The sequence below is a fragment of the Sabulibacter ruber genome (genome assembly GCF_017355955.1).
Lineage (GTDB): Bacteria > Bacteroidota > Bacteroidia > Cytophagales > Hymenobacteraceae > Nibribacter > Nibribacter ruber_A.
In genome coordinates this window covers 883,579-904,723 of the sequence record NZ_JAFFID010000002.1, presented here as the reverse complement: position 1 = coordinate 904,723, position 21,145 = coordinate 883,579, and the positions used below count along the sequence as shown (strand labels likewise).

Genomic DNA, 21,145 nt, shown 5'->3' with positions numbered 1-21,145 from the left:
CGCTACCTGCTTGGCGTTCATAGATCTGTGATGCGTTACTTGCGTTTTAAGGCTACCTATTTCTTTATTTTGCCAAACCGTACCTGAATGTTGTGCCCGCCTTCTGTTCTTCTCACTGAATTGATTATCCCCACTTCCTCTTTGCCAGTCTGGTAGATAGCGGGCCATAGAGTGTTTTCCCAGGCTGGGGTGGTTTTATACCAGGTTTTCCCATAGTCTTCACTGATGGAGACAGTACTCTGGTTAGAAGTGACAATCAGTCTCCCGTCAGTCAGGGATATAATGTAAGGACCGCCTAATTGATCAGGGATGATGGTTCCTAAACCAACTGGCCAGGAAATACCATCATTACTTGTCTTGAAGTAGATGTTACATTTCTCGGGGCCGCATATCTCATACACCACAATGTATCTGCCGTTCTTCATTTTGGTCCAGACAGGCATACCGGGCCTAGATGAATTGTGCCCGGGTTCATAGGCCACCCATATCTCTTCTCCCCAGGTTTTACCATAATCGGGAGAAATCTTCTGCGAGATAATCTGGCTGTAGGAGACACTATCTGTCACGTGTTTCTCACTGGCGTACATAACAGAAAGCCGTCCATCGTTCAGGAAATAGAAATGAGGCTCGTACACGCCCTTGTCTGGCTTACCCAACTCACCGGGCTTTCCTTCATTTGTGTCAATGGTGCTTAGCTTCACCCAGGTACGTCCGTTGTCGGTGCTGCGGTAAACCGGCAGCCTGTAAGACTCCTGCCACCGGACCGATCGGCACGCCAGCAAAATGGTTTTATCTGGAAGTTGTATTAACTGGGCGTTATCCAAGTCCCTGCCTTTGTCTGAGATGGTAGCTATTTTCTTCCAACTTCTTCCGTTATCAGAGCTTTCTGCCACTTCAAGTTCAAGGCCTCCTTCAGGATCTTTCGCGTACCCATTGTTTCTGGAAACGGTATACCCCACCATCCATTTCCCATTGGCCAGCTTTAGCATCCGGCCGTACTGCGCCCCAAACATACCGTGGTGCCGGCCTGCGGTTCCGCCGGCTTCAGACACTTTGCCAAGATCATTAAATACAGGCACATTGTTAATCAGCACCTTTTCGCCCCATTCAATCTGGCTGTTTTGGGCAATGGCCACCCCTTGCGAGACAAGGAAAAAGAAAAGAATCTTTAAGGTCAGCTTTTTCATATTGATGATATAGTAAGCATTCTCCTCATTGAGCTTCGGCTCCCTTGGTTGTGAGCTAAAGCCATCTCTAATTCACTTGAACTAGTTCACCTCTGTTTCAAGGCTAGTTTCTAGAAACTGGCTAAAAACGGCAGACTAGATTTGAAGCTCCTGACAAAAGGTTTATCAAGGAACTTACAACCTCTCTGTAATCGGTTTCCAGCTATTGCTTCAATGAAGCTTGCTTAGGGTAATAAAAGGTTTTGTGATCGACAGTGAGATTGGCTTTACCGTTGTTGTTCTTTTTAGAGAAGTTGGCCTTCACGATGGCGGTTTGCCGTGGTCCTACCTGGGCATTAGAGTTGTGCGTATGGAAAACATAGTACAGGGTACCTTTCTTGTCTTGGAAGAAATCACCGTGCCCGGTCCCGTTTATGCCCATACCTGCTCTGCTAATGATGGGGCTATCCTTTTGTTTCTCCCAAGGCCCTAATGGATTTTTGCTGACGGCATACCCCACAGCATAATCAGGGTTCCTGAAATCATTGGCAGAATAAACCAAATAATAGAGATTCTTATGCTTTAGAATAGAAGGCCCCTCCACTACCGGCCATTCTGCACGAACGGTATGTTCCCAAGGTTCTTTTGCGCTGACGCACTCCCGCAAAGTTTCTGGCTTGATGGCGGAGAAATCATCGGTCATTTCAGCCACAAAGATTCTATTTCCCTCAATCAGCCGGACGTGGTACAAGTATTTTTTACCGTCTTCATCTATAAACACGAAGGGGTCAATTTGCTTTACCGGAGCGTCTAAGGATTTAAGCTCCTTTTGGGTAAATGGCCCCAAAGGGCTATCGCTCTCAGCAATGGCAATGTTTTCATTGGCGGTATAGGCCATGTAGAACTTGTTTTTATGGTAAAAGACCTGCGGAGCCCAGAAGCCTTTGGCGCCAAAAACATCGCCCTTCTTCAAAGCAAATCCATCCTTTGCCCCTTTGGGCCCTTCCCAAGATTTCATGTCTGAAGAAGTGTACACCAAAAATCCCTCGCCGCTATTCCCTTCCACGGTACCGTACAGGTAGTAGACTCCGTCATGAAAGAAAATAGTGGGGTCTGCCAGACTGATTTGCCCTTTCTGATTTACGGGTTGAACGGCAGTAGCCTGGGCGAAGGCAGTGCCAGAGGTGATACCCAGAAGCAAGAACAGGAAAAGGATTAAGGCTCCGTTTTGGGGGTACTTTTGATAAAAATGCTTCATTTTAGTTTACTCCTATTTTACTATGATCAGAAACTACTGCACAGGTTCACTTTTATTTGAGGGTGAGGGTCAGCCAACTGAAAGGCTGATCTGAGTTATTGGCCGAAATACTCTCTCTATAATCTACCTGGCCTTTGCCTGAATTTTCGGTTAAGCTGATATTGAGCCCCATGCGCGTATGAAGGGCGGGCTTACCTCCCACCAGAGCCCAGGGAATAGCCAGTTCCTGCACATATCCGGTTGTACTGGCCTTGCCTGAATGCTTCAGATTCTTAACATCGCTCAGCACAACCCACTTGCCCCCTTCGCCTACTTTGGCCACCAGTTGGTTGTCTGCCGACAGGAAGAAGCTATACACTCCTTTCCCGGGCTTTTCATAGGCTGTGTTGGTGGCATCAATCTGCACCGTGACACCGTCACTTCCTTCGGGATTCTGCGCATCCTTGACCACTTTTCCGTCTTTCACTTTATGGAGCACATACAGGAACTGGTCATCATAGGCCAGAGAACTGGATACTTGGGTTAAACTTTTCTGCCCAATGAAGACGGGGAACGACTCTGCCCATTTACTCTCACTTTGAGACCCGTCAACGGTAATGGTGCTTTGCTCAGCCGCTATCTCAGGAATTACGTGCCCCTTGATCATCCATACCTCGGTTGCCCCGTTGGTAGAGTAAGCGTTGGTGCTGGTAAGGGCAATTACTGTATTATCTTCCAAAACACTGAGACTATTCCAGAGGCCCGATTTATCCTCGGGGATGGCGAAAGGAGATGTCTTACGGCTAAAATCCCGGGCTTCCTGGTTTCCAATGACCACCTTCATTTCGGCAAAATCCATCTTATTGGTCCTTCCTTCGGTTCCCTGGTAAGACAGGATGGTCTCGCCGGTTTTTAGCTGCCGCAGGTAAGGTGCTCCTGCGTAAACAAAGTCATTGATTTTCTCGGCCAACGCGTAATTGCGGTCGGGGCTGTCTGCATTTACCGTATTTGACCAGTTTTTGGCAAAAGTGGTTCTAACGGTAAAAGGCTTGAACTCACCGGGTCCATTGTCTTCAATAGCCACCATAATATCCTGCCCATTCTGCAGCAATAAAGGAGAAGGCATTCCGTCTCTTTTGGATGCCCTGAAACTGACAAACTGGGGTTGCCTGGTCCAGGTTAACCCGTTATCAGAGGATCTTACCAGGGAAATGTTCTGCTCCGCTGAATATGGATAAGGACCTTCATTGGCGAAGAACAACTGAATCTCTCCATTGGGCAACTGGATGGCCGAAGGTTCCCAACAGCCATTTTCGAATTCATGGCCTGCTTCATACAACAGCCGTTCATCCTGCCAGGTCTGGCCTCCATCATAACTCTTCTTGGTACGAATGGCAAACCTTCTTGCCGGGTTTATGTCAAAAGGTCTGGGGTTATAGCAAACCAGAATGGAATGGTCTTTTAGCTCCAGCAGATCTGGAACCGCCATGTTGAACCCATCTTTTTTTGCGGCTACCGTTACCGGCGCAGACCAGGTACTTCCCTGGTCATGGCTCTTAACCACCACCACGGTTCCGTCTGCCTCGTACGCACAAAGCAATGACTGGTCATGTAGCTGAATTACCCGGGCGTAGCCATTGTAGCGCGCACCTGTTTCTGCAGAAGATACTCTCTTAAGGGTGCTAAAATCCCAGGCTATTCTACTACCGCCTACAGAAGCCCTTGATTTTACTTCTTCAATAGCTGGAACTACATCTGGATTGTTGTCTTTGCTACAGCCTATACAACTGAAGGAGCAAAGCATAACCAACGCAGCTTTTGAGATTCTTGCAACCATTCTAACCATTATTGAAAGCATGAAGCCGGTGAGGGCTTTTATAAGACCTGACACAGTGCGCACCCGTGACCAATTTGATAGCAATTCTGTTTTAGGCTCTCATTTTCAGAAACAGGCTCAAAACAAGGGGAAGAACAGAAGTTGCAAGAAGAGCTTGAGTAGCTTCTTCCTGTAACATTGCTTACTCCCTCTACTTAACCTCTCCAGATGGCCTTGGCACCTCTGTGTATATTTTGACCGGCTCCCCGAAATTGGGGGTTCCGTCTGTATTCCAGTTCACCTTCTGCATCCGGGGATTTCTGGCACCGCTGCATCCCTGCCCCGGTTCATTGTTTGCGTGGTAAATGATCCAGTCTTCTGTGCCATCAGGTGACTTAAAGAAACCATTATGCCCGGGGCCATAGGCCTTGCTCTCTGGTTTCTTGGTAAAAACCGGGGTGTCTTTCTTCGTCCAATCAGCGGGTTTCATAGGATCACCGCCTTTCTTTAGCCGCATCAACCCCAAAGCATAGTCATCGGTCCAACATCCGCTGGCAGAATAAACCAGGAACACATCTCCTTCTTTATTCTTTAGAATTTCAGGTCCTTCATTTACACTGGGCAGGCCTACCTGCTCCCAGGCATACCTTGGAGCAGAGATCTCTACCCGGGCACCTTCCAATGTCCAGGGGTTTGTCATTCTGGCGATGAACAGCCGCTGGGTATTGTCTGTGGCTGAAACATGCCCACTCCAGATAAAGTATCTGGCACCCTCATGCTCCAGGATAGTACCATCTATGGAGAAGAAATCCGCGGCTGGGTCTGCTACCTTGCCCTTTTCCACCCAAGAACCCTCCAGCGGACTGGCTGAGGAGTTCTCCAGCACAAATGACCTCTGCGTGCTCAGGTCCGGTGATGCCCCGGCCGTATAGTACATGTACCATTTACCATCCAGAAAGTGGAGCTCCGGCGCCCATATATTCTGGGAGTTGGCCCCTGCTGCCGGAGGATTCCAAACCGTTTTCACCGGCGCGTCCCGCAACTGCGACACCGCCCTTGTTTTATAAAGAACGATGTTGTTGCCAACGGTGTGGGTATAGTAGTACAGGCTATCCCGGCGGATTACCCAAGGGTCTGGTCCTGTCGCCAGCAACGGATTGGTAAAGGTTACCTTTTCCTCCTTTGCCGGAGGGATTGCAGACTTAGCAGGGAGAACTGCTTCCTGCTTACAACCGGCAACTACTGACAGTTGCAGGAAGACGGCATAGAGAAAAATCCGCTGTGCCGCTACAGCACCCAGCCTCCTACTAAATTTAAGAAGGATGCTCTCCATCACTTCACTGTAACGCTGGCTCCTGTCAATTCACTGATCAGCTCGGTCTCCTCCTCCCGGTAAGGTGATCCGTCTTTTCTGAAGATATCATGGAACCATTCCTTCGGCTCAGAGGTGTACTGCTTCACCCAGCTGTCCCAGGCGTATTTGGTCTGGGTTTTGCCATCCACAAGTCCCCAGTTGTACATTGCCACGTTGTGCCGCTTGGCCAAAGGCAAGAACCCTTGGAAGGTGCTTCCATTTGGGCGGGCCATATACTCGGTGCAAAGGATGGGTCTGCCGTACCGCTTCAGCCAGGTCACGCGCTCCTCAAAATCAGAAGGCTTGTCATAATTGTGGAAGGAAATCACGTCTGATTGCTCCACCTGCAGTTTTTCAATAGGCTTCATCACCTCATGCGAAGACCAGTCTCCTACCCAGATCCCGGAGGTGAGCGGCTGCGACGGGTTGGTTGCTCTGGCCCAAATGAACGCTTTTCTCAGCAGAGGCAGAACGTAGTCTACCTTGTTTTTCAGCTCCACAGCTTCGTAGGAAGGACCAGTCATGTTATCGGGCTCATTCCACACGTCCCAGGCCAGCACCCGGTCGTCATCGGCAAATCTGGTGAGCACCCCTTTCAGATAGCGCTCCAGGCGTGGGTACTGAGTGGAGTCTTTCAGGGCGTTCTGTCCTGGGCTCTGCACCCAACCGGAGTTATGCACGTGCGGCTTAGGCGCTCGCTGGGTACCTAACTTGGGAAACGGATCCCAGCAGGAGTCAAAGAACACGAACAGGGGCTTGATGCCGTGGCGTTGCGCGATGTTCAGAAACGTGTCCATCCTATTCAGGAAACCGGTTGAGTCCTGTTCCCATAACAGGTCATGCAGGTAGACCCGGGCGGTGTTCATTCCAATGGACTCGGCCAACCCCAGTTCCCGGCTAATGGTGGTGGTATCAAAGGTTGCGGCCTGCCACATCTCCAGTTGGTTGATGGCATTGCTGGGGATGAAGTTGCTGCCCACCAACCATTCCTGCCGGGCATACCATTTATTCGCTTGGTCCTTGGACCAGATTTCTCTTGGGATTCTCCTCTCAACTGATGCAACTTGTTTGGCCTCGCGCTGAGGCGAGGTACAACTTTGAAAGAACAGGTATACTAAGCTTACTAAGAGGTAGAACTTTGATTGGCTTTTCATTCCTTACTAGATTATTGTTCAACTTGAGGGTATTTCTTTTCATCTTCTACCTTAAGCACGTCAGGCATATTATTCTCGCCGGTCACAAAAGCGGCTTTGCTGTAGACAACTTTCCTTGGGGTGGGAGCCTGGGAACTTTGGTGTGCATGGTAGAACATGATTAATTCATTTGCAGGGGTGGTCACAAACTCGCATCCGCCGGTGCCACGTGCGGTATTATCATTCTTGATCAAAGGGTTATTAGTGTATTTTACCCATGGCCCTAATGGAGAGGAAGAAGTAGCATACCCAACGTTGTAGTTTGGGTGTCTGAAGTCGTTTGCTGTATAGAAGAGGTAGTAAGTATTTTTATGTTTAAGCATTGCCGGAGCCTCGGTTACCGGCCAAAGGGCACCAGAAGCAATTTCCCATTGCTGTGATTGCTTAATACATTCAGTGATTGTGTTCTCCTTAACAGATAGGAGATCACTATTCAGTTCTGCCCCATAACTTCGGTTACCGTTATCAAAGCGCACAAAGTACAAGTACTTTTTTCCATCCTCATCTACAAAAACATGAGGATCAATCTCTTTGATATCGGGGTGAAGGGGCTGCTTGTTTGTTTGCGTAAAGGGACCTAAAGGAGAGTCGCTCACAGCTACGGCAATGTGCTCGTTAGCAGTATAGAACATATAGAACTTGTTGTTCATATATAGTACATAAGGTGCCCAGAAGCCCGTGTCTCCATAGCTTTGGCCTTTATTCAGCGCATTACCTTCTCCGGCAAGCCCTACAGGTCCTTCCCAGTTAACCAGATCCGTTGATTTGTAAACAGGTATACCCAGATTGGGATTAACATCTGATGTCCCGTATAGGTAATAAGCTCCTTCGTGTCTAAAGATGAAGGGATCTGCAAGTAAAATATTCTGCTTGGTTACAGGCGCGGGGTTAGGCGCTACATCCGCCTCCTCGTCTTGCTTGCAACCAGCCAAACAAAAAGCCAAACATCCCAGATAGACAAGGGCTATATATAACCTATACTGATGCTTAGCCCTATTCAGCAGCTTAGAATATAAGCCGTTGCCAGGCACCTCCCATTTGTTCAATGGCAGCTTTTTAGAAGAGTTAAATGAAATCAAAAGCAAATTTTTAAGGGGGGGGTTAATGCTTAATTAAATTTCATGCTTGGTACTCACATATGCTCCAGGACGCAGAGATGCTCCTTTTTTAAGTTGAAATGATGGCAAGCAAGCCTTGATGGCTTGCTTGCCATAAGGAATTAATATTTAGGGTTTTGGTTAAGGTTAGGGTTGTTTAGAACCTCACTCTGAGGAATTGGTAGCCTAATGTGCTTTCCAACCTCAAAGTTGTTGAAGTCAGGATCGCGTTGGGCTACCTGGTCTACTTTCGCGTCAGTTTCCAGATCTCCCCATCTTTTCAGGTCTGCCCATCTTACGCTTTCACCATACAACTCCTTAGCCCGCTCTATCTTTAATCTCTCTCTGAACAGGCCTTGGTCATTTCCAATCTGCGGATAGGCTTGCGCCAGTGGTCTTAGATTTGCCCTGCTACGTACTTGGTCTACATATTGGTGGGCTTGTGCCGTCTGGCCAAGTTCATTCAGGACCTCGGCATACATCAGCAGGATATCGGCATAACGGATAACTCTAAAGTTTACTTCAGAGAAGTAATCTTCATTGTTACGGTAGTAGTCACGGGAATACTTTCTGAACCAGGCTTCATTATCTCCCCACTCCCAGTTTCTTCCGTAGGTTTTGTCACCAAAATCCTCCTCTAACTCAGGGTAAAACAAGGTATAGCGAAGGCGCTCATCAAGTCCGCCGGCTTGCGTTCTTTCACTCTTGAATTCATTTATAATCCAAGGTCTGGCTTGCCCATCGGACCAACCAATGCCTCTTGGCGCAAAGAACTGAGCTCGGTTAGTTCCCATATTGCTATTAGGTCCATCTCCTTCGCCGGTTTTGTTAGCATCAGAGAATTGGATTTCAAACACAGACTCTGCGTTGTTCTCATTCGTATGTCTGAAATTATCCCTGAAATTGGCTACCAGGCTGTATTTCCCGGCTCCCTCACCAGTAATGAAATAATCCAGGGCTGTTTTGGCACTTGCCCAATCCCGTTGTTGCATATGTGCCTTGGCCAAGAAAGCCATCACAGCCCCTTTAGTAGGCCGCCCTACGTTGGCAGCATCCCATTGAACGGGCAACGCTGGCAAAGCTTCTGTCAAATCTTTCTCCACCTGAGCCCAGACTTCATCTAAAGTTCTCTGCATTGGAAGGTCATCTGGGTTAGAAGGCTCCAGTACCAGAGGAACATTTTCCCAAAGGATGGCAGCATAGTAATAGTAGAAGGCTCTTAGGAATTTGGCCTGGGCTATGATCTGCTCTTTCTTGGCTGGATCAGAGAACTCAATGTTAGGAACATTGGCAATAACCTGGTTAGCTCTGAATATAGCTTTGTAAATGTCGCGCCAGGTATTGCTGTTGCCTTCCCAGAAATTGTAGTTCACGTACTGGAAGCGCGTCCAGTCTGCTAATTCTACCCAAGGGCTGATGCTATACCCTTCATCAGAAGTAAGGTCTAACCTGAAGTAAATCCACCGGTTAAAGCCTCCGTTCTGATAAAACATATGGTAAACTGCATTTATCCCTTTTTGGGCATCACTTTCTGATAGCCAAAACTGTTCCTGTGTTATGGTATTAGGGTTATCTACATCCAGAAGGTCCTCACTACAAGATGAAGCGCTAAGGAATGCAAACACTAAGGCTGCTTTATATATTATCTTTTTCATATTAGCCTGTTTCTAGTTTTCATTAAAAGCCAAACTGCAATCCTACAGAGTACATTTTGAGGTTAGGGAAAGCGCCAAAGTCATAGCCTCTTTCATAAATGCTTCCGTTATTGAACTCTGGGTCCAAACCGGTGTATTTTGTGAAGGTCAGCAGGTTTTGTCCAGAAATAGAGACTTGAGCATTAGCTATTCCAATTCGCTGGGTAATGGCAGCAGGAATGGTGTAAGCTAAACTGATGTATTTAAGTCGCATAAAGCTTCCATCTTCCAACCAACGATCAGTATCACCTCTTGAATTAAGCGTAGAGGCATAGTAGGCTCTTGGCACATCGGTGTTAGGGTTTTCTGGTGTCCAGGGCTGCACTCCCGCGCGGTAATTGGAGTTATCATCAAACCTGTCCATTATACTGCGAGGCCCGTTGAACACAGTGGCGCCAAAAGACCCGAACCAGTTCATGGTCATTTCAAATCCTTTATAAGAAGCACCCAGGTTTATGCCAAGCTCAAAGTCTGGCCAAGGATTTCCTACTACTACCTTGTCATCATTGGTGATGGCCCCATCTCCATTATGGTCTTTGAAACGGATATCGCCAGGTTTAGCATTTGGCTGGATAACTTGTCCCTCTGCATTTCTGTAGCTTTGAACCTCTTCATCGCTTTGGAACAAACCATCTGTTTCTAACACAAACCAGGCACCTATAGGCTGCCCTATCTCGGTCACTGTGTTTCCAACAAAGATGTTGTTTCTGCCATAACCTAGTTCTAACACTTCATTTCTAAGAGTAGTCAAGTTGATTCCAGCAGAATAATTAAAGGCTTTGCCTTCTTCTGTATAAGTCGCAGAAAACTCAAACCCCTTGTTCTTCAGGCTGGCAGCGTTTACCACCGGGTTTCCGCCATCATTACCAGTTGTCATAGCAATAGGCATACCGGTTAACACATCTTCCGTTTTGGCAATAAAATACTCAGCAGTAATGGCCAACTTATTGTTTAGGAAGCCCAGGTCAACACCAAAGTTTGATTGTTTCAGGGTCTCCCATCTCAAGTCTGGGTTAACTAATCTTACTTGTGTGGCTCCAGACTCAACATGCTGATCTTGCCCTATAGCAATGGTTGAGAATGTGTTGATGGTGCCCAGATAATCCCAGTAACCGATGTTACTGCTTCCCAGAGTACCGTAACTAGCTCTAAGTTTGAGATCAGAGACTAAAGGCAGGTTGAAGAAACTTTCTTCGCTAATGCGCCAGGCGGCAGAAACAGAAGGGAAGTTACCCCATTGGTAATCTCTTCCTAAGCGGGAAGTTCCATCTCGGCGGATAACCGCATTGAACAAGTATCTGTCACCGTAGTTGTACTCTAAACGTCCTAGATAAGACAACAAAATGGCTTCACGGGCAAACCCACCCGTCTGAGGCTCGTTTCCTTGATCTAATACCGGATAGTATTGCTGTGTAGTAGGGTTATAGAGAATATTCCGCTTGGTTCCCCAGATTTGCTCATATTTTTCACGCTGGTAGGTCTGCCCTCCAAGTAAAGTGAAGGTATGCTGCCCAAATGCTTTGTTAAAGGTTACGGTATTTTCAACCAAGCCACTGCTGTACCTTGCTCTGTTTTCATTTGCAATAGCTGGATCAAAGGCCTGGTTCAGTGTCCAGTTTCCTTGCTTACGGAAATAGGAATAGTGGTCACTGCTGGTTTCGTATCCTAAATTGAGCCTGTAGGTCAGGAACTCAAATGGTTTTAGCTCCGCAAAAATATTACCTCTAAGTCTCAGGTTCTCATTTGTACGATCCTCAAGATCAGCGATAGCCACCGGGTTTGTACCAAAGGTTCTACCTGTAGATTCGTTTCCATAGCCATAGCCACCTGGGTTTCTTGGATCATACACCGGGATAGTAGGAAGCAACCGAACAACATCCACAATTGGGTTGCCCGACATTTCATCTGCTTTGGAGTTAGATATGGCAATATTCTCTCCTATGGTAAAAATCCCTTTTGTACCTCTTGAATTTACCCGCAAGCTAAGTCTATCAAACTCAGTGTCTATTACCGTACCCTTGTTACCGAAGTAGTTGGCAGAAACCAGGTAGCTTCCGTCTTTACTACCGCCGGAAAAGCTTAGATTATAATCCTGAATATTACCCGTCCGGAACGCTTCATCCTGCCAATCTGTATTGATGCTTGTATTCAGGTTTTGCCTTGGCACATTAGCATTGTCATAGGCCATGTAATTTATCCGGGCAAACTCGTCTGTTTCTGCCAAATCATACCGTGGCATGGTTTGTAAGCTACTTTTACCAGAAAACTCAATTTTCATCGGGCCTTCTTTACCTTTTCTGGTGGTAATGATGATTACCCCATTGGCAGCTCTGGAACCATAGATGGCCGCAGCAGACGCGTCTTTCAGAATCTGAATGGATTCAATGTCATTTGGGTTGAAATCCCGGTTAGCGGTAGTGATCAAACCATCAATCACATAGAGCGGATTAGCTCCTGACAAGTTTTTCAAACCCCTGATCTGGATTTGGGCCTCTGAACCCGGTTGACCACCACCTCTCACCACAACACCAGAAGCCAATCCTTGCATGGCTTCTGCAACTGTGGTAGCCTGTCTTTTCTGAATCTCCTGAGGTTTAACCACTGAGATGGCACCTGTCAGGTCTTGTTTCTGTTGGGTACCGTATCCTACCACTACCACTTCTTCCAATGCTTCTGCATCAGGAACTAATTGGATGTTAATGGTTGAACGGTTATTGATAGCTACCTCATGCGAGACATACCCTAAGTAAGAAACCACCAGGGTACCATTGCTTTGCCCACCTGGAACTGTAAGAGCAAAGTTTCCGTCTGCATCTGTTGAAGCTCCTACCGTTGTACCTTTCAAAACAACAGCCACACCGGGAAGCCCACTACCCTTTTCATCTGTCACAGTACCCCGCACTGCAATCCCCTGGGCAAATACCCCAGAAGTAGATGAAAAGATGAGCATTAGTACAACCAAGTACCATACATTCTTAATAAGATAATTGTGCTTCATACATTTTGTTTTAAATTTTACAAACGAAACCCTAAAAAGCTGCTTAAAATGAAATATTGAAGAATCTCTTCATACATGACACATGCTCACAAACTCATTGGTAACTAAATAGGACACGACTACTACAATTGACCTTGAAGCAGAAAGAATAAGTTGTTTTCTCTTATTGCTAGAGGATAAACTTGAAGCGTTGATTTCCCTTTCCCTAAAAGGAAATCAACACAAATGTGAGCGCTACTTGATTTTCCATGCTCCTGGCCTTTAGGTTAACAAAGTAAGTTGCAGATACTGCAAGGCTTTAGTTGCCCACTTCAGTACTAGCCCTTCAATCTGCCTACAGATCCCCTTGGACAAACAGGACTACTATTTCCTTCCTTGAGACAAACTCAAATGCTCAATTTGCGCTCACCTACTCAATAAGGTTGGTCAGCCATAACCCCCATCTTACAGCTCCCTATTCCTATTGGTACTACTGTTTAAATATCACCCTGGCAGAAAAGAAGCTTTCATAAACTTGATCGTTTTGAATCCTTAAATCTTCTAAAACTGGCGGTAAGCTTGAAAAGCAATTAAGCTACACTCTTGAGAAGACCGTAAATCCATGTAATCGTTTACGTGCTATATTCCCATTTTTTGAATTAAGGCAGCTACTGTTACTTAGTAAATCAAAGGGATGTCATTAACAGTAACATAAAGTTAACCGTTTAATGATGGCAAACATATAAAAAAATATTAAACAGCAAGTCTATTAATTACATTTTTATAATTTAGCGACAGTTAATCCAGAATTACGAATATCATAATTCACAAACTCCCCCACGCAATCGATTACATACCATGGCACGGACCACTATACACGACATAGCAAAGGAACTGAACACAACAGCAGCCACTGTTTCCCGTGCCCTAAATGACCACCCTTCCATCAGCACCGCCACTAAAGAGGCAGTAAGGCAAGCAGCCCTTAGACTAAACTACCAGCAAAACAGAACGGCCTCTTCGCTGCGTTTGGGCAGAACATTTGTTTTGGGAGTGATCATCCCCAGTGCCGAGATAAGCTTTTTCGGCTCCGCCGTACATGGCATTGAGATGGTAGCCAAAACCCAAGGCTACACCGTGCTGCTTTTCCAATCAAATGAGACTCAGGAAGACGAGGCAAGGGGCGTGCAGACGCTGCTCCAATCCAACGTGGACGGAATCATTGCCTCTATCGCCAAGGAGACAACCAGCTTAGACCACTTTTTAGAAATTAAAAGGCGCAACGTTCCGCTGATTCTTTTTGACCGCGCCACTGACGAGCTAGGGGTACCCACCGTAGTCATTGACGATTACAAAGGGGCCTACATGGCTACCGAGCACCTGATCCAGCAAGGATACCGGCGCATTGCCCATATCTCCGGACCGCAGCACATTAAGATTTTCCACGAAAGGCTCCGGGGGTATGTAGACGCGCTAAAAGCCTATAATTTTAAGATAGATGGGGATTTGATTATTTACGGGAAGGTTTCTATAGTCACAGGTCGTGCCTGCGCTCAACAATTATTGGCTATGCCCAACCGCCCCGATGCGATCTTTGCCGTGGAAGACTTTACCGCCCTTGGCGCCCTGCAGGCCATCAAGGAGTCACCCTGGAACAAACCCGGACAGATTGGAGTGGTGGGCTTTGCGAACGAGGCGTTCAGTGCTTATATCACCCCGAGCTTAACCACCATTGACCAGCAGACAGCCTTGATGGGACAGGAGGCCGCCAACCTTTTCATGGATATGAAGCAAGAAGAGCATGACCCCGCCTTACCTCCCAGAAAAATCGTTCTTGACCCTGTGTTGGTTATAAGGCAATCGTCTATCCGCCGTGCCACAAGGGGAAAATTGACTAAAGAAGAGAACCATCTAGCTCCTGATCATGCAAGCCATCTACCCTAGCAACTTGCACAACCAATTATTAACTGCGTAGAAAGGCACACAGCTTCTCCAATATTTTGAGTAGTACTGCATCAATATAATTTAGTGCTGTTGCTGCTTACAGTCTTAATCACCTGCAGTCAATTCTGTACTTATTTATAAAGATTTTCAGTTCCTATCATAAGCTCTACAGGTAAATGTAGTACACTACTCTTTTTAGGGGGTTGGTGCCCACACAGCCGTTCCAGGCCAATTTTCCAGGAAGCAGCCTTAAAATACCTCTGCACCATATTATCTTACCTCGCCAGAAGGACGAGCCATGGGAGTTCCCACTTTTACGGGTTCTCCAAAGTTAGGCGTACCGTCTGCGTTCCAGGTGAATTTCTGGATGCGGGGGTTCCGGGTATCACCGCATCCTTGGTTGCTGAGCGTATTGGCGTGATAGATAATCCAATCCTCGGTGCCATCTGGTGATTTAAAGAAACCGTTATGGCCGGGACCATACGCGTTGTTTTCTGGTTTGGTGGAGAAAACCGGGGTGGAATTCTTCACCCAATCCTCTGGATTCAAGGGGTTGCCGCCGTCTTTTAACGTGAGCCTGCCCAGGGAATAGCTGTCGGTCCAGCAGCCGCTGGCTGAGTAGATCAGGTTCACTTTGCCGGTAGGGCTTTTGATTACTTCCGGCCCCTCGTTCACCAGGCCGTTCATCTCCCAATTGTAAGAGGGCCGGGAAAGCATCACCCGGTCGCCTTCCAGGGTCCAGGGGTTCGTCATTCTGGCTATGTAGATTTGCTGGTTCCCGGGGTTATTGGTGCCCTCCCATCCAGACCAGAGAAAATAAAGCCGGCCGCTGTGCTCAAAGACAGATCCATCAATGGCCCATCTATCGGTGGCGGGGGTTAGTTTCCCTTTAAAGGTCCAGTTGCCGGTGGTGGGGTCTGCCGATTCATTTTCCAGCACGTACATCCGGTGGTTGGCATCATTCCCGTCATCGGCGGCAAAATAAACGTACCATTTCCCGGCTATCTGGTGCAGTTCAGGCGCCCAAAGATTGCGGGAATAAGCAGTACTGGCAGGAGGTGTCCAGACGGTGGTAAACCGTTCTTGCTTTAATTGGGAGATAGCCTGCGTTTTGATTAGCCCGATGCGGTTGCCCAGGGTATGCGTATAGTAATAAGTGGTATTCTGCTGATACACCCAAGGATCTGGCCCACTCCCTAAGATGGGATTGGTGAAATTGGTAGCGGGGTTAGGATTAGGGGTGACAGGTACTACCTTCTCCTCATCGCTTCCACCGCATTGTACAAACAAAAGCACCCATGCCAGCAACAGCCAAACCCCTGGCTTCCTGATTTCTTTCTTTCCTGTTTCCACCCGTTTTATGCTTAATTTTTTAAAAAATGGCGAGAAAACGCTTTCAACGTCTTTCTCGCCATTTTACCTACATTAGAAGTTCTGGTTAAGGTTAGGGTTGATGTCTATTTCGCTCTGCGGAATAGGCAACCACTTATCTCTTGGGATGTCAAAATTGTTGAATTCAGGATCACGGGCTTCCAGTTCATTGACTCTGGCAGGATCATCCAGGTAACCCCAGCGCAGCAAATCTAACCACCGGGTGCTTTCGCCGGTTAATTCAGTGATCCGCTCGTGCTCTAGTTGCTCCATGAACGCCTGCTGCGAAAGCCCGGGTCTGGCAGTGGAGAGCGGGGCTAATCCTGCCCGTTGCCGCACCCGGTCTACATGCGGATACGCTTCAGCGGTACGGTTCAAGGCATTAAGGCACTCCGCGTACATAAGAAGCACATCGGCATACCGGATGACCCGGAAGTTGATGGGCCCCTCAAAGGTCTCATCAACCCTATGGTAGTCGTTGAGGTACTTCCGGTACCAGGCTGCCTGCATTAAATTGTCAGGAACCAGCTGGTCAAAGGTTCTGCCGTAGAAAGTACCCGGGTTACCGTTAAAGATGGCAGTAGCGTACAACCGTGGGTCCACGGCGTTGCTGGTGGTTCTCTCCTGCATGAACTCATCTATTACCCACCGGTGCATCTGGAAGTCATTGAAGCCCGCCTGCGGATCTCCCTGATTTCTGCGGCCCGGGCCAAAAAACGGTCCCCGCTGGTTTCCTAAGTTAGAGGTGGGCGCATCTTCATCGGTGGTAGATTGCAGGGCCAGGAACTGCACCTCAAAGACTGATTCGCGGTTGTTTTCTGTTGTGTGCAGGAAATTGTCACGGTAATTAGGCACCAGATCATAGAGGTCATTCCCAGACAGCCCTAGCCGGGAACCGTCTCCGTCTACTAACCAGGCAAAAGCATCTAAGGCCTGTTGGTATTCCCGCTGCTGCAGATGCGCTTTCCCTAGCAAGGCATAGGCCGCTCCGCGCGTGGCCCGTCCCAGGTTTTCCAGGTCATATTTGGCGGGCAGATTTGGGGCTGCTTCGGTCAAATCTCGTTCAATCTGGGTCCAGGTTTCCTGCTCTGTTACCTGGAAAGGCAAATCGGTTAGCCTGGATGGGTCCAACACCAATGGAACCGATCTGAAAAGCGACACCAGGTTAAAGTAATGAAGCGCCCTCAGGAACTTAGCCTCCGCTATGTACCGCTGTTTCAAAGTCTCATCCATCTGGATGTTGGGCACGTTCGTGATTACCTGGTTCGCTCTGTAAATGGCGCGGTAATGATGGTCCCAGATATTGCGGGTTCCTTCAAAATTAAAGTCCAGTTGCGTAAAGTCTATGGTGCTGCGCAACTCTCCCCAACCGGTAGAAGCGAACCCATCATCTGAGCGGGGATTGAGGTACATGTGCAGCCAGCGGGCATAGGTGCCATTTCGGTAAAACGCCCCATAAACGGCATTCACCCCGGCCAAGGCTTCGGCTTCGGTACCCCAGTAAGTTTCCACACTCACTTGGTTTGGATCCTCAATTTCCAGCGTATCCTCACAAGCCAGAACGGTACCGGTAAGCGTAAGGGCTATGATATAGTTGAATATCTTTTTCATATGCTAAGTAGATTATAGTAAGCACTGACTCTTCTCAAAATCCGAATTGAACCCCCAGAGAGTAGATTCTCAAGGCAGGATACTGTCCGTTATCCAGACCGCGCTCAAAGATGTTCACCCCGGCAATATCTGGATCCAGCCCTGTGTACTTGGTGAAGGTGAGTAGATTCTGGCCGCTCAGGCTTACCCGGGCAGATTGCAGCCCAATGCCCTGCACAAGGGTTGGTGGCAGATTGTACCCAATTTCCAGGTTCCTCAGGCGCAGGTAAGAGCCGTCTTCCAGCCAGCGGTCGGTGTCGGGCCTGGCATTGAGCTGTATGCCTGGGTCTGTGTTCCCGAAGCCGATTCTGGGGTCGTCTGTATCGGTGTTGGTGGGCGTCCAGGGCGAGTAGTCGCTGCGGTAAGAGGCGTTTTCATTCCCCCGGTCCATCCAGAAGCGCGGGCGGTTGTAGATTTTGTTTCCTGCCACGCCGTACCACTGCATAGAGAAACTGAAGTTGTTGTAGGAAGCATTGAACACAAGCCCCCCCTGGATGTCTGGCCACGGACTACCTGCATACGTACGGTCTTTATCCACATTCAAGGTACCGTCTCCATCCACATCCACATACCGGATATCACCTGGTTTGGCATCTGGTTGTATCCCGTGAGCAGCAACTTCTTCCTGCGTCTGGAAAATACCGTCGGTCCTCAGAACATACCACTCGCCAATGGCCCTGCCAACTTGGGTACGGGCATCTCCGCTCTGGATGTAAGTTCTGCCTTCGCCCAGGTTACCCAGTTCCAGCACCTCGTTTTTGATGTGGCTGAGGTTTAAACTCACATCCCACTTAACAGGATTCTCCACGCTGCGCAGGGTAGCGGTTAACTCCACCCCTGTGTTTTGCAGGGAAGCCGCATTAATGGGAGGGTCACGCAACACCCCGGCCGGGGCCGCATTACCAATGGTGAGCGCTACAGGCAGGTTTGTGAGCACATCCTCTGTTTTAGAGATGAAATACTCAGCCGTTATGCTCAGCCGGTTGTTCAGGAAGGCAGCGTCTATCCCGAAGTTGGTGGTTTTCTTTTCTTCCCAGTGCAGGTCTGGGTTGGCTAACTGAATGTTGGTAGCACCCTGGAAAATGGTTTGCTCCGGCCCAAATATGGCTCTTGGGAATGGGCTGATGCGGCCAAAATACTGCCAGGGCGAAAGTACCTCGCTGTTCCCCAGCGCCCCGTAGGATGCCCGCACTTTCAAATCACTCACCCAAGGCAGCGCAAAGAAGGGTTCTTCGCTTATTTGCCAGGCCACTGACACAGACGGGAAGTTCCCCCACCGGTAATTAGGTCCAAACCGGGAGTCACCGTCTCTCCTGAAGGAGGCACTCAGCAAATATTTGTCCCTGAAGCTGTAGTTCACCCTACCTAAGTACCCCAGGTTAGCCCATTTGTTTGTGTAGCTCCCCACGATGGGGTTATTACCCTGGTTGAGCACCGTATAGTACTCGCCAGTTATTGGGTTTCTGGGAAGATTCTGTTTCTGGCCGTAGATCTGATCATACTGGAAAATCTGGTTACTCACCCCAGCCACGGCACTTACCCTATGCTCGCCAAACTGCCGTTCAAAGTTCACCGTGTGCTCTAACAGGGTGGAAAGAAACTGAGCCCGGTTTTCATCGGCGGTGGCCAGCACGTTGGGGGTACTTTGCCTTACCACTCCCGGCCGGCGGAATCCTCTGAAATTATCAAAAGTAGACTCTAAACCGGCGTTGAACTTGTAGGCCAATCCTTCAATGATCTCAAACTGCACAAAGGCATTTCCCCTGGCCCTATAGCTATACAGATCGCGCTGGAGCAGATTCTGCAAGGCAACCGGGTTGGTCCCGAAGGTATTGGCAAAAGTCTGGTCACCAATGGCCCAGCCTTCGGGGTTGCTTGGCCCCACATACCGGCTTCCCTGGATGGGCATAGTGGGCAGCATCCGCAGCATTTCTACCAAAGGCTCTCCTTCCAGGTAATCATCATGGGTATAGGAAAACAGGAAGAACTCCCCAAACGAGAACCGGCCCCGCTCCCCGGTGGTGTTCACCCTGAAGTTGGCGCGTTCAAAACTATTGTCAATGATGGTGCCTTTGTTTTTGAAGTAGTTTCCGGAAATCAGGTACGTTCCGGTGGCGCTACCGCCCGAGAGGGTGAGGTTGTAATCCTGGGTGGAACCGGTCCGCATGAGGGCTTCCTGCCAGTCTGTGTCCACATTGGGGTCAAATTCCGTGGAAACGCTGGTCTGCGGAGGCAAGCCAACATTGGCGTACGCCTGGCGGTTCAGCTCGGCAAACTCTGCGCTGTTTCTAAGGTCCCAGCGCTTGCGGAACTGCTGGATACCCGTTTTCACGTTACCGGTAATCTGTAAAGGCCCTTCCTTCCCTTTTCTGGTAGTGATGATGATTACCCCGTTGGCCGCCCTGGACCCATAGATAGCCGCCGCCGAGGCATCTTTCAACACCTGGATAGACTCAATGTCATTGGGGTTGAAGTCAGGAGTAGCATTGGAGAGCATCCCGTCAATCACATACAAAGGCTCGTTGGCCCCGAACGTACCGGTACCCCTGATGTCAATTTTAGCGGCAGCCCCCGGTGCCCCGGTGTTACGTACCGTTACCCCGGCCGCTAACCCTTGCAGAGACTCCGCCACGGTGTTGGCAGTTACCCGGCGGGCATCGCTGGCCTCTACCACAGAAACTGCCCCGGTCAGGTCTTCTTTTCTTACGGTCTGGTAACCAATCACCACCACCTCGCTCAACGCCTGCTCATCTGACTGCAGGGTAGCATTCACGGTGGTCTGCCCTGCAATGGGCACTTCCTGTGACCGGAACCCGATGTACGAGAAAACCAGGGTGCCATTCTCCTGTCCCGACGCCAGGCTAAGGGTGTAGTTACCGTTGGCATCTGTAGAGGCTCCATTGCTGGTACCCCTTACCACCACCGTTACTCCTGCCAATGCCTCGCCATCTGCGCTGACCACTCTTCCGGTAAGAGTTCTCCCCTGGGCTTTCGCCTCATAAGCAAAGGAATTTACCAGCAGACCAACCAGTAACACCATAAGCCATTGAGCAACCTGCTGTTTTCTCAGCGGATGTTGGCAGCCCCCAATCCATTGACTACTTTGTAAAGCTTTTTCCATAAATTATAGATGTTAAGTGGTAAGACGCTGTGAGGTATTTGCTCCTGTAAACCGTAGTAACATCTATGGGTACCCCTGTACTAATACCCATCGCAGAAACCCGCATATATGGTTGTCAATCAACGGCTTACTGTAATCGTTTACGTTAGATATTTATTATTTGATTATAGTTTACCCTTGTCTTTGCGTATAAAATCGATTGTTTTTAAAGTTTCTATAACGCTCTGAGCTCTAAGCCCAAATACATTGACAAAAACTTAAGCAAAGACAATATTTTTATGATATTTAAAACAACTATTCAGCTCAGGTTTTGGCAGGCAAGCAATCATTGACATATATTTACGCAATCGATTACATTAGATTGGCGAGATGCGCCTTCTATAAGGGGAGGGAATAATAGACGGTCTTAACCACTTGCGCGCTTTGAAAGGCGCACGAGCTACTGGTTTTCCTTTGTATTTTGGTTATTACTTGATTATGCCCGGTGGTAAGGAAGGACTTTAGCTGCAACCGATAAGCGTTGAT

The 21,145-nt window shown here is 48.4% G+C and carries 12 protein-coding genes; 1 reads left to right on the top strand and 11 read right to left on the bottom strand.

What is annotated here, in order from left to right:
• Nucleotides 1–56: 56 nt before the first annotated feature.
• The 8 genes from JT719_RS15100 to JT719_RS15065 all read right to left on the bottom strand — a co-directional run bounded on the left by JT719_RS15100 (nt 57) and on the right by JT719_RS15065 (nt 12,555).
• Complete coding sequence (locus JT719_RS15100) at nt 57–1,187, bottom strand: exo-alpha-sialidase (RefSeq protein WP_207434150.1); 1,131 nt, start codon at nt 1,185–1,187, stop codon at nt 57–59.
• A 202-nt stretch (nt 1,188–1,389) separates the two neighbouring features.
• A complete protein-coding gene (locus tag JT719_RS15095; protein WP_207434149.1) occupies nt 1,390–2,424 on the bottom strand; it encodes a glycoside hydrolase family 43 protein in 1,035 nt (344 codons plus the stop codon).
• 52 nt (nt 2,425–2,476) lie between these two features.
• A complete protein-coding gene (locus tag JT719_RS15090; RefSeq protein ID WP_207434148.1) occupies nt 2,477–4,207 on the bottom strand; it encodes a sugar-binding protein in 1,731 nt (576 codons plus the stop codon).
• Between the two features lie 223 nt (nt 4,208–4,430).
• Nucleotides 4,431–5,552: a glycoside hydrolase family 43 protein gene (locus JT719_RS15085; RefSeq protein WP_207434147.1), complete on the bottom strand. Its 1,122-nt coding sequence runs from the start codon at nt 5,550–5,552 to the stop codon at nt 4,431–4,433.
• Nucleotides 5,552–6,727: a cellulase family glycosylhydrolase gene (locus tag JT719_RS15080; protein WP_207434146.1), complete on the bottom strand. Its 1,176-nt coding sequence runs from the start codon at nt 6,725–6,727 to the stop codon at nt 5,552–5,554. The genes JT719_RS15085 and JT719_RS15080 overlap by 1 nt, the downstream gene beginning before the upstream one ends.
• Nucleotides 6,728–6,738: 11 nt before the next feature.
• Nucleotides 6,739–7,845, bottom strand: a complete 1,107-nt coding sequence (locus JT719_RS15075; protein WP_207434145.1) for a glycoside hydrolase family 43 protein — start codon at nt 7,843–7,845, stop codon at nt 6,739–6,741.
• 140 nt (nt 7,846–7,985) lie between these two features.
• Nucleotides 7,986–9,518 (bottom strand): RagB/SusD family nutrient uptake outer membrane protein, encoded by a 1,533-nt coding sequence (locus tag JT719_RS15070; protein ID WP_207434144.1) that lies wholly within the window; start codon nt 9,516–9,518, stop codon nt 7,986–7,988.
• Nucleotides 9,519–9,540: 22 nt separating this feature from the next.
• Nucleotides 9,541–12,555: a SusC/RagA family TonB-linked outer membrane protein gene (locus JT719_RS15065; protein ID WP_207434143.1), complete on the bottom strand. Its 3,015-nt coding sequence runs from the start codon at nt 12,553–12,555 to the stop codon at nt 9,541–9,543.
• 837 nt (nt 12,556–13,392) lie between these two features.
• On the opposite strand from JT719_RS15065, the gene JT719_RS15060 reads away from it, so the two are divergent.
• Nucleotides 13,393–14,478, top strand: coding sequence for a LacI family DNA-binding transcriptional regulator (locus JT719_RS15060; protein WP_207434142.1), 1,086 nt, complete (start codon nt 13,393–13,395; stop codon nt 14,476–14,478).
• Between the two features lie 270 nt (nt 14,479–14,748).
• Here the strand turns inward: JT719_RS15060 and JT719_RS15055 are convergent, their stop codons facing one another.
• The 3 genes from JT719_RS15055 to JT719_RS15045 all read right to left on the bottom strand — a co-directional run bounded on the left by JT719_RS15055 (nt 14,749) and on the right by JT719_RS15045 (nt 20,620).
• The gene (locus tag JT719_RS15055) at nt 14,749–15,831 is read right to left on the bottom strand and encodes a glycoside hydrolase family 43 protein (protein WP_341350769.1); all 1,083 of its coding nucleotides are present in this window, start codon (nt 15,829–15,831) and stop codon (nt 14,749–14,751) included.
• Between the two features lie 72 nt (nt 15,832–15,903).
• Nucleotides 15,904–17,460: a RagB/SusD family nutrient uptake outer membrane protein gene (locus JT719_RS15050; RefSeq protein WP_207434141.1), complete on the bottom strand. Its 1,557-nt coding sequence runs from the start codon at nt 17,458–17,460 to the stop codon at nt 15,904–15,906.
• Between the two features lie 34 nt (nt 17,461–17,494).
• Complete coding sequence (locus tag JT719_RS15045) at nt 17,495–20,620, bottom strand: SusC/RagA family TonB-linked outer membrane protein (protein WP_242693259.1); 3,126 nt, start codon at nt 20,618–20,620, stop codon at nt 17,495–17,497.
• Between the last annotated feature and the right edge of the window lie 525 nt (nt 20,621–21,145).

Bases quoted from the DNA above. Each gene is read 5' to 3' on its own strand.
- JT719_RS15100 (WP_207434150.1), bottom strand. From the start codon at position 1,187: ATGAAAAAGCTGACCTTAAAGATTCTTTTCTTTTTCCTTGTCTCGCAA.
- JT719_RS15095 (WP_207434149.1), bottom strand. From the start codon at position 2,424: ATGAAGCATTTTTATCAAAAGTACCCCCAAAACGGAGCCTTAATCCTT.
- JT719_RS15090 (WP_207434148.1), bottom strand. From the start codon at position 4,207: ATGCTTTGCTCCTTCAGTTGTATAGGCTGTAGCAAAGACAACAATCCA.
- JT719_RS15085 (WP_207434147.1), bottom strand. From the start codon at position 5,552: ATGGAGAGCATCCTTCTTAAATTTAGTAGGAGGCTGGGTGCTGTAGCG.
- JT719_RS15080 (WP_207434146.1), bottom strand. From the start codon at position 6,727: ATGAAAAGCCAATCAAAGTTCTACCTCTTAGTAAGCTTAGTATACCTG.
- JT719_RS15070 (WP_207434144.1), bottom strand. From the start codon at position 9,518: ATGAAAAAGATAATATATAAAGCAGCCTTAGTGTTTGCATTCCTTAGC.
- JT719_RS15065 (WP_207434143.1), bottom strand. From the start codon at position 12,555: ATGAAGCACAATTATCTTATTAAGAATGTATGGTACTTGGTTGTACTA.
- JT719_RS15060 (WP_207434142.1), top strand. From the start codon at position 13,393: ATGGCACGGACCACTATACACGACATAGCAAAGGAACTGAACACAACA.
- JT719_RS15050 (WP_207434141.1), bottom strand. From the start codon at position 17,460: ATGAAAAAGATATTCAACTATATCATAGCCCTTACGCTTACCGGTACC.
- JT719_RS15045 (WP_242693259.1), bottom strand. From the start codon at position 20,620: ATGGAAAAAGCTTTACAAAGTAGTCAATGGATTGGGGGCTGCCAACAT.